Below are 10545 nucleotides of genomic sequence, written 5' to 3' on the forward strand. Positions count from 1 at the left end.
GCTGGCTGTGCAGGAGCAGAAGAGAGAAGTCAGAAGCTGTATTTTGCGAAAAATACAAGTCTTCTGACTCCTCTCTTTTTTTGCTTTTCCCTATAGCTGAGCAGAGAATTTTTCTCCGAAAAATGTTACAATGAAATGACGAGTTAAAGGAGGAGAATATGGAGCACAAAGAGAAAGATTTTAGCCTATCCTGGTTTTTTAAATGGTTTTTAGATAACAAGGCCATTACAGTATTTTTAGTAACCCTTTTGATGGGGCTGAATATTTTTATACTGAGTAAAATCAGTTTTATTTTTAGTCCAGTCATTGAATTTTTGGGAGTGATTATGCTGCCGGTTATTTTAGCTGGCCTGCTTTATTATCTGTTAAATCCTATCGTCGACTGGATGGAAAAGCATAAGATTAATCGACTGGTTGCTATTACCGTTGTCTTTGTTTTAATTGCTTTTTTGATTATCTGGGGCTTAGCTGTTGCTATTCCTAGCTTGCAGCATCAGGTCATGGCCTTTGTCAGAAATGTTCCGGCTTATCTGAAGCAGGCTGACAAGTTCATCGACGATGTTGTGACCAAGTATATTTCGGCAGATTTCAAGCCGCAGATTGAAGAATACACTAGCAATCTATCTAGCCAGATTACCGATTGGGCCAGCAATTTTTCATCTAGGGCAGTCAATTGGGCGGGGAACTTAATCAGTACAACTTCGCAGATTATCGTGGCTATTATCATCATGCCGTTTATCCTTTTTTACCTGCTGAGAGACGGAAAAAATCTGAAAGGCTATGTGACCCAGTTTCTGCCGACTAAATTCCGCGAATCCTTTGGTCAAGTGATGACGGATATCAACAGCCAGCTGGCCAACTATGTGCGCGGTCAGGTGACGGTCGCTATCATTGTAGCTCTGATGTTTATCGTTTTCTTCAAGATTATTGGTCTGCGCTATGGTGTCACTCTTGGAGTAATTGCGGGCGTTCTCAATCTGGTACCTTATCTGGGCAGCTTTTTAGCTATGCTTCCGGCTCTGGCAATCGGTTTGATTGCTGGCGGTCCAGTGATGCTGGCTAAGGTCATTGTCGTTTTCATCGTTGAGCAGACAATCGAGGGGCGTTTTGTTTCTCCTTTGGTCTTGGGCAGTCAGCTCAGCATTCATCCAATTACGATTTTATTCGTATTATTGACTTCTGGTACCATGTTTGGCATTTGGGGCGTTTTCCTAGGAATTCCCGCCTATGCTTCAGCCAAGGTAGCTATTGCAGCCATCTTTAAGTGGTATCAGAAAGTAAGTGGCCTCTATGAAGCCGATTTTGAACAAGAAGGAGAAATCAGTGAGCAAGAGTGAGCAAATGTTGGCAGCTTTACAGGAGCAGGACCTAGCTCTGGCTGATCGCTATTTCGAGCAAGCCCTGACTACAGACAGCGAAGAAGAATTATTGGACTTGGCCGATTACTTAGAGAGTATCGGCTTTTTCCCTCAGGCCAAGCGTATTTTTGAAAAGTTGGCTCCTGACTATCCAGCTTCTTATATCAGTTTGGCAGCTATCGCCAGCGATGATGGGGACTTGGAGCAGGCTTTTGCCTATCTGGAGGAGATTCAGCCAGGCAGTGACTGGTATGTTGCTGCTCTCTTGGCTAAGGCTGATCTCTATCAGCTAGAGGGGCTGCCTGATGTAGCTCGTGAAAAACTGGCTCAGGCAGCGGCGCTGACTGATGAGCCTTTGGTAACCTTTGGTCTGGCTGAGATAGATTTGGAGCTGGGGGATTTTTCACAGGCGATTAAGGAATACGCTCAGCTAGACAATCGTACAATCTTTGAACAGACAGGCGTCTCAACCTATCAGCGGATTGGGGTATGCTATGCCAGTCTTGGAAAATTTGCAGCTGCCATTGAGTTTTTGGAGAAAGCAGTTGAGCTGGAGTATGACGATGCTGCGGTTTATGAGCTAGCGACTATTTTAGCGGACCAAGAAGAATACCAAAAGGCCAATCTTTATTTCAAGCAATTGGATACTCTGTCACCGGATTTTGAAGGCTACGAATATGGCTATGCCCTATCTCTTCATGCGGATCATCGGACGGCTGAAGCCCTGACCCTTGCCCAGCAGGGCTTGGCTAAGAATCCTTTTGAGACTCGGCTCTTGCTTTTAGCCTCACAGCTTTCTTATGAACTTCATGATGAGAAAGCGGCTGAAAATTATCTTTTGCAGGCTCAGGAAGATGCGGATGATTTGGAAGAGATTGCCTTGCGACTGACTACTCTTTACTTGGAGCAGGAGCGTTATGAGGATATTTTAGAATTTGCAGAGCAAGAAGTCGATAATGCCTTGACTCGCTGGAATCTGGCGCGTGCTTATCAGGCTTTGGAAAATCTGGAAAAAGCAGAGGAACTCTATAATCAACTGGCTCGTGAATTGCAAGATAATCCAGAGTTTTTGGAGCAGTATGTCTATCTTTTGCGTGAACTAGGCAGATTTGAAGAAGCTAAAAGAGCTGCTGCTTCTTACCTGAGATTGATACCTGATGATGGGAGTATGCAGGAGCTTTATGAAAGCTTATAACAGCTGAAGAAGCACTCGTTCAGCTATTTCCCGCGATTTATGGTATAATGATTGGCATAGAAATTCAGTAGCCAATGTAATAAAGATGAAAAAAACTTAGCTGGATGGGCAATAATATTTTTAGAAGAGAAAGATTAAGGAAAAAGAATGGCAGAACCAATCAAATTATTTCAATATAATACTTTGGGAGCCTTGATGGCTGGTCTTTACGACGGCAGTATGACTGTTGGGGAGTTGCTGCAGTATGGAGATTTGGGCTTGGGAACACTGGACTCTATTGATGGTGAGCTTATTATTCTCGATGGTAAGGCTTACCAAGCAAAGGGGTCTGGAGAAGTGCCAGAAGTGGTTGAGGTCTCACCAGATATGACAGTGCCTTACGCGGCAGTCGTTCCCCATCAGGCGGAGGTCATTTTCCGCCAGCGCTTTGAGATGGATGACAAGGAGTTGGAAAAGCGGATTGGGTCATACTATGATGGCGAAAATCTTTTCCGCTCTATCAAGATTCACGGTGATTTCGCCCGCATGCATGTTCGGATGATTCCCAAGTCTACGACAGAACGGAAGTTTGCAGAAGTAGCAGTCAACCAGCCTGAGTATCGTAAGGAAAATGTCACGGGCACCATCGTTGGTATCTGGACACCTGAGATTTTCCACGGGGTCAGTCTGGCAGGCTATCATCTGCATTTTGTATCGGACGATCTGACTTTTGGCGGTCACGTCATGGACTTTGTCATCAAGGAAGGTGTCGTCGAGTTGGGTGCTGTAGACCAGCTGGATCAGCGTTTCCCAGTACAAGATCGCAAGTATCTCTTTGCTAAGTTTAACATGGATGAGATGAAAGAAGATATTGAAAAGTCGGAATAAATAGCAGTGGTGGGCATTGTTTGCTCCCCTCTTTTTTGATATAATTGGAAAAAGAATAGAGGAGAAGAAAAGCTATGATTTATTTGGTAAACGCCAGCCCGAATAGGAATGGTAATAGTTTTAAGTTGGGGCATTTTTTTCTGCGGAATAGAGATTATGAGGCACTTCAATTAGTGGACTACCACATTGAGCAATATGGCAAGTCAGCAGAAAACGACCAGTTCTTTCAAGTCTATGAGCAACTGAGTCAGGCTGATGTACTGGTCTTTACCAGTCCTATTTATTGGTGGTCTTTTTCAGGTTTGCTAAAAACTCTGTTGGACCGAGTGGCTGATGTACATGAGCCGCAGGAAGCACTTAAGGGCAAAAAGGTATTTTTCCTCCTGCAAGGTTCTCAGCCCAGCAAAGAAATTGAAATGCTGGACTACGTGATGAGCCGCTTTTGCCAGAACTGCGGACTCGAATATGAGGGGCTGGCAGTAACCAATCATAAGCTAAAAGAAATTGATGGTTGGGAATTAGCAGCCCTACAGGAAAAATTAGATAAGGTTTTATCAGAAGGTTAAAAGTGAGAAGATTCGTTTGTGAGTCTTCTTTTTTTACTATAAAAATGGAGTCTTTTTTTTATGTGTCTATTTTTGGACACTATGCCCCTCAACTACAGTCATATCCATGGCTAACTAAATATAAATGTTGTATAATACCAATTGCTATTAAATATTAATATAGGAGATTCTATGGGAAAAGAATTATTTAACCCCCATTTAAATAAGTTTTCAATTCGAAAATTAAATGTCGGAGTTTGCTCGGTATTATTATCTACCGTTTTCCTTTTAGGTACTGCGGCTACAGTCAATGCAGATGAAAATGTCAGCGGATCGGTAGATGATAATATCTCACTGCCAGAAAAACCGACGGACTCTGCTGTGAGTCAGCCAGTCAGTCAGCCTGCTCTTGAGAATACAGCAACATCTGCTGTTTCTGAAACAGCTAACTTAGAAGCAAGTGCTGTTCAAAATCAGCAGGTAAGTCCAGCTGCTGTTCCAGAGCAAGCGACACCTGAAAAGGCACAAGAAGCTAATCAAACAGCTGAGACCTCTAATGAAGCCAGACCAGCTGAAGCTAGTCGGACGCGCCCTTATTCAGTGCAATATACGCCAAAACCAAGTTCTGCGGCTATGCCAAGGTCTGATCGTAACGGCCAGCCAATGGAGGCAGGAACATCATTCCGTACAGCCAGTCCTGCTGGTCAAGCTAGCTCTGCTATACAAGATGTAACACCTAATCCTACAGTTTCTAAACCAACACTAGAAGAATCAGTGAGGAAACGTTCTGATGAGTTGATGAAGCAAGTAAACTGGCTAGATTTTGGTGATACTAAATCACTGAGAAATCTAGATAAAGATGGCTCCTTTAAAGTTGGAACAGTATATGAGAAGGAAATTTCTCCAGGCTATGTGGTCAAACTGACTGTTACTGAATTGAAACCTTTCTATGCGACAGAGATTTATCGTGACCGAGTAAAGGGGACTGAGTACGAAAGCAGTTATGATCCCAATGCAAAAAATACTTGGCTTCAGTATAACAATAGCAATAATTATGCTTATCAGTATTGGTATGGTGATGATTACCGCCCTAAAATTACTGGTGCTGCTCAAAATCAATGGTCTGCTATTAAGTCAGAGGGAATTGATACTAAAGGCCGTAAGACCCAACTGCAGGTTCCTAAAGATGAAGCCAACTATGGTGTGAAATTCAAAGTTGAAGCTAGATATCGTGGGAAGCCTGTTAAAGCAACCGTTGTCATGGCTGATGGAGAAGAGGCAAACCCTGGCGAGTATGCTATCTTTACAACCAATGGTAAGGGTTGGGAACATTTGGCCGAGTGGAAGCGTACAGTTACAGACGCAAATGGTGTGACTACTGAGATTACAGAAACCTATAAGCCAATGAAGCCTACTACAGAAGGCCAATTTATTGGAGATGACGGTACTGGGGTTCATTGGCAGGCCTATGTCAGTCCTGACCAAAAGACTGGCGGACTGGGAAGTCAAGTATTTGGACCTAACATTTCTAGAAATAATACGATTCCACTTGTGATGACTCGTGGTGCTTCAGAGGTTGGTATTTACATAGCTTCTTCTGGTCAGCAGGCTGCGATGATTGGTTTTATGGCAATTGATGAAGGTGATGCACCGGATTCCTATGGAAAAGCGATTCATGCTATTTCAAGATACAATGCAGAAACTGGCGGTCAAAATCCACAGCCATTCTTGGGCCGTGTTGAGGCTGATATTGATACCTCGTCTGGCAACAACTGGAAACATGATGATGATACAGAGTTGGCCGATGAAGGTGTTAATCAGCTCTTGTCTGATGATTTAGTCGGGAAAACCAATGGTCTCTTTCCAGTCAACCGTCTGCGTGACGGAGATTATTCTCTCCGCATCCATGCTTCGGCTAACGGATACGAAAAAGCCTATGTCCGTGCCTGGATTGACTTCAATAATAATGGTGTCTTTGACGAAGACGAAGCCAGTGAATTTACCGAGGTAACAACTGCGGGAGATTATACTGTCAACTTTAAGAAGAATCCAGCTATGACTAATCCTGAACTTAGCAAGCTGGGAATGCGTGTTCGTATCGCCTTGAACAAGGGAGATATTGAAAAGCCAACTGGAACTGCATTTAGTGGTGAGGTGGAAGACCTAGAAGTTGAACTGACCTATCCACCAAAAGGCGAGAAGAAGGAAAGTACTGGAATCCGTGATCAGAAACAGACAGCCACTCTTCATTTCACTCCTCAGGGGATTGCTCAAAATACTGAGAATAAGAGAGTAGCGATTGATACTACTAAAGCTCCGATTGTATTGGATGCGAGAGGAAATGCCCTGACAGCTGATGCAGAAGGCTGGTATAACACTGCTGAAGGCCGTTATAAAGTAACTGCAAACGGTGCTGATGTAGATGTGGTATATGAGCCTAAGGCAGGCTTTATCGGCACAGCTCAGGGGATTAACATCCGTCGTTTTGATACTAACGGTGCAAGTACGGATTGGATTGCCAAGAATCAGGCTGAAGCAGCCGTCAATGACCAGCTCAACACCATGGATGGACGCTATGTGCCAACCGTGCTCAATGTTCCTAAGTATGAAACAACGGATGCTCAAGGACTGACGCAAGAAAAGACGCCTGTCTTTAATGATGGTGATGCTGGCAAAACTCCGGCAAGTCCGACTGCAGCAAATCCTGTAAAATTTGTGAAAGCAGATGGAGCGACTACAGATGATACTAGAGTTCCAGCTTTATCAAATGGTCGGGAAGTCGGTCGTTTTGAAGTCCAACCTGCAACAGGTAAGATTACTTTCAAACCAAACAAAAACTTTGTTGGGACTGTAGACCCTGTTTCCGTTCAGCTGACTGATGGCAAAGGTATTCCGCATCAAGCTGTTTATCAGCCAAAGGTGACTCCTGTTAGACCAACTGCTCAAGGTGCCAGCAGCGAGGGCATTCAAGGTGCAGTTCAGACAGGGCAATTGACCTTCAGTCCAGGCAATAATCGTGTGCCTATTGATAGCAAGAAGTTGCCAACCTTTGATAATGGCAGCCAGACTAAAACAGTTGATGGTGTCGGCACTTATCAGGTGGATAATCAAGGCCTAGTAATCTTTACTCCACTGTCGACTTATACTGGACGTCCAGCCGCAGAGACTATCAAGCGAGTAGATGTCAATGGAACAGAAGTAACAGCTACTTATCAGGCTGATGTGAAAGCAGCAGTACCAAGTGCAACGAATGCTGAAACCAGTGGTATACAAGGCCAAGTTCAGCGAGGAAAAGTCAGCTTTACAGAAGGTTCTGCGCAAGTCAACGGTCAAAAACAAACGGTGGCTTTTCCGGCTGGTTCCACTCCGCTCTTTGACAACGGTTCGACTGTTAAAGAAGTACCTACTGTTGGTAAGTTTGAAGTGGATGAGGATGGAAATGTAACCTTTACTCCAGAGAAACAATTTAAAGGCCTTACGCCAGAAATTAGAATCACTCGCACAGATACGAATGGCAGCACAGCTACAGCTATCTACAAGGCGACAGTCACTGCTGTAACTCCAACAGGGACAAACATCACCAGCACTGGTAAACAAGGTCGTCCACAGACAGGTAAGCCAAACTTTGTCAGTGGTAACCCAGATGTACCACTGGATGATGATACTCCAGCGACTTTCGATGATGGAAGCAAGCGCAAGGAGGTTCCAAATGTCGGAATCTTTGAAGTGGCACCAGATGGATCTGTCACTTTCACACCTGACAAGCAATTTGTTGGCACACCAGACCCGGTTGTTGTTAAGCGAGTAGATAAGAATGGCACTCCTGTTACGGCTAAGTACACGCCTACAGTTGAGAAAGTAACCCCAAGAGCAACAGGCGCTCAGACAAAAGGCCCTCAAGGTCAAGTTCAAAAAGGAAAAGTTACTTTTGAACCAGGAAGTCCTCAAGTTGGTTTCCCAGAAAACAGCACGCCAGTCTTTGATACCGGCACGAATGTGAAAGAAATTGCCAAAGTAGGTAAGTTCGAGGTTGATACGGAGGGGAATGTTACCTTTACCCCAGTCAAAACCTTTGTAGGTAAGACACCAGAAGTTGAACTCAGCCGTGCAGATGTCAATGGCACAGTAGCCAAGGCTAAATATCGGGCGACTGTGACCGCTGTGACTCCGACGGGAACTGGAGATCAGACAGAAGGTCCGCAAGGCCAAGTTCAAAAAGGCCGTGTAACTTTTAAAGCTGGCGATCCTAAAGTAGGATTCCCAGCCAGCAGCACGCCAGTCTTTGATACAGGTACGAATGTGAAAGAAATTGCCAAAGTTGGTAAGTTCGAAGTAGATTCGGAGGGCAATGTCACCTTCACGCCAGACAAACAGTTCAAGGGTGAAACACCAGAAATTAGCATTTCTCGCAAAGATGCAAATGGTATTGCAGCGAAAGTCACTTATATCGCGACGGTTACATCTGTAACTCCTACAGGAACTAATGTGACTAGTACTGGCCCTCAAGGTGTCCCTCAAACGGGTACCCCGACTTTCCAAGGTGGTGATCCGCAAGTTCCGATTGATGAAGCAGTCAAGCCAAGCTTTGACGATGGCAGAAAGGAAAAAGTAATTCAAGGTCAGGGAACTTACACCATTGCACCAGCTGGCACAGTGACCTTCACACCAGAGAAGCAGTTTGTAGGAAAGCCAGATCCAATCACAGTGAAGAGAGTTGATAAGAATGGTACGCCAGCCACTGCGACTTACAGTCCAGAGTTCACTAAAGTCACTCCAACTGGAGCTAATGTGACTAGCACAGGTCCTCAAGGTCTTCCGCAAACGGGTACCCCAACTTTCCAAGGTGGTGATCCGCTAGTTCTGATTGATGAAGCAGTAGAGCCAACTTTCGAAGATGGCAGTAAGAAGAAAGCTATTCCAGGTCAGGGAACCTACACCATTGCACCAGCTGGCACAGTGACCTTCACGCCAGAGAAGCAGTTTGTAGGCAAGCCAGATCCAATCACTGTAAAACGAGTCGATAAGAATGGTACACCAGTCACTGCGACTTACAGTCCAGAGTTTACCAAGGTGACTCCAACTGGTACTGGTGATAAGACAGAAGGATTGCAAGGTCAGGTTCAAGAAGGTCATGTCACCTTCACGCCTGGTCATGCTTCTGTACCATTCCCAGCTGAAACAACTCCACTCTTTGACAATGGTTTGACTGTTAAAGAGATTCCAACCGTTGGTAAATTTGAAGTGGATGCCAATGGTAAGGTTACTTTCACGCCAGACAAGCAGTTTAAGGGAATCACTCCTGAGCTGACATTGGTTCGAGCAGATGTGAATGGCACTCCTGTTACCGTCAAATACCAAGCAGTGGTGAAAGAAGTGGTTCCAACGGGAACAAATATCACCAGCACTGGTGAGCAAGGCCGTCCACAAACAGGCAAGCCAAACTTCGTGAGCGGCACTCCGGGAGTACCACTGGATAATGATACTCCGGCTACTTTCGATGACGGAAGCAAGCGCAAGGTTGTTCCAAATGTCGGTATCTTTGAAGTGGCACCAGACGGTTCTGTTACTTTTACCCCAGATAAGCAATATGTTGGGACGCCAGATCCAGTTGTTGTTAAGCGAGTGGACAAAAATGGCACTCCTGTGACAGCTAAGTATACGCCAACAGTTGAAAAAGTGACTCCAAGAGCGACAGGTGCTCAGACAGAGGGGCTTCAAGGCCAAGTTCAAAAAGGCAAGGTTACTTTTGAAGCAGGAAGTCCGCAAGTCGGCTTCCCAACCGACAGCACACCGGTATTTGATACTGGCACGAACGTCAAAGAAATTGCCAAAGTCGGTAAGTTCGGGGTTGATGCGGATGGTAATGTTACCTTCACACCAGTCAAATCGTTTGTCGGTAAGACACCAGGAGTTGAACTCAGCCGTACAGATGTCAATGGTACAGTAGCCAAGGCCAACTACCAAGCAACTGTGACAGCTGTTACTCCGACAGGTACTGGTGATAAGACAGAAGGATTACAAGGTCAGGTTCAAAAAGGTCATGTCACCTTCACGCCAGGCCATGAATTAGTTCCATTCCCAGCAGGATCGACTCCGCTATTTGGTAACGGAAAAAATATTAAAGAAGTACCAAATATCGGTAAGTTCGAAGTGGATGCAGATGGCATTGTGACCTTCACTCCAGACAAACAGTTTAAGGGTGAAACACCAGAATTAGGAATTATTCGTGTGGATGCCAACGGCACACCAGTAACAGTTAAATACCAAGCGGTAGTGAAAGAAGTAACTCCAACAGCTACTACGTCAACTAGCACTGGTCCACAAGGCCGACCACAAACGGGTAAACCAAACTTTGTCGGTGGCGACCCGAATGTACCACTGGATAATGATACTCCAGCGACTTTCGATGATGGAAGCAAACGCAAGGAAGTTCCAAATGTCGGTACCTTTGAAGTAGCACCAGATGGTTCTGTTACTTTCACACCGGACAAGCAATTTGTTGGGACACCAGACCCAGTTGTTGTTAAGCGAGTAGATAAGAATGGTACCCCAGTGACGGCTAAGTACACGCCTACTGTTG

The 10545-nt window shown here is 45.0% G+C and carries 5 protein-coding genes; all 5 read left to right on the forward strand.

Translation table 11 applies throughout. The features are described 5' to 3' along the window. Positions 1-158: 158 nt before the first annotated feature. Positions 159-1337 carry an AI-2E family transporter gene (locus tag K4I03_RS08940; RefSeq protein ID WP_227964803.1) on the forward strand — a complete coding sequence of 393 codons (1179 nt, stop codon included), beginning with the start codon at positions 159-161 and terminating at the stop codon, positions 1335-1337. Beyond that, entirely contained in the window at positions 1324-2553 is a 1230-nt protein-coding gene (locus tag K4I03_RS08945) for a tetratricopeptide repeat protein (RefSeq protein ID WP_321573174.1), read from the forward strand. The genes K4I03_RS08940 and K4I03_RS08945 overlap by 14 nt, the downstream gene beginning before the upstream one ends. Before the next feature lie 147 nt (positions 2554-2700). Then, entirely contained in the window at positions 2701-3420 is a 720-nt protein-coding gene (gene budA, locus K4I03_RS08950) for an acetolactate decarboxylase (protein ID WP_227964808.1), read from the forward strand. 74 nt (positions 3421-3494) lie between these two features. Then, positions 3495-3986 carry a flavodoxin family protein gene (locus K4I03_RS08955; protein WP_227964810.1) on the forward strand — a complete coding sequence of 164 codons (492 nt, stop codon included), beginning with the start codon at positions 3495-3497 and terminating at the stop codon, positions 3984-3986. Positions 3987-4157: 171 nt separating this feature from the next. Beyond that, positions 4158-10545: CshA/CshB family fibrillar adhesin-related protein (locus K4I03_RS08960; RefSeq protein ID WP_227964813.1), on the forward strand; the 6388-nt coding region annotated here is incomplete at its 3' end.

Source organism: Streptococcus sanguinis (assembly GCF_020729725.1).
Taxonomy (GTDB): domain Bacteria; phylum Bacillota; class Bacilli; order Lactobacillales; family Streptococcaceae; genus Streptococcus; species Streptococcus sanguinis_V.

Excerpts from the sequence above, each read along its gene's own strand:
- K4I03_RS08955 (WP_227964810.1), top strand. The coding sequence starts at position 3,495 with ATGATTTATTTGGTAAACGCCAGCCCGAATAGGAATGGTAATAGTTTT.
- K4I03_RS08940 (WP_227964803.1), top strand. The coding sequence starts at position 159 with ATGGAGCACAAAGAGAAAGATTTTAGCCTATCCTGGTTTTTTAAATGG.
- budA (WP_227964808.1), top strand. The coding sequence starts at position 2,701 with ATGGCAGAACCAATCAAATTATTTCAATATAATACTTTGGGAGCCTTG.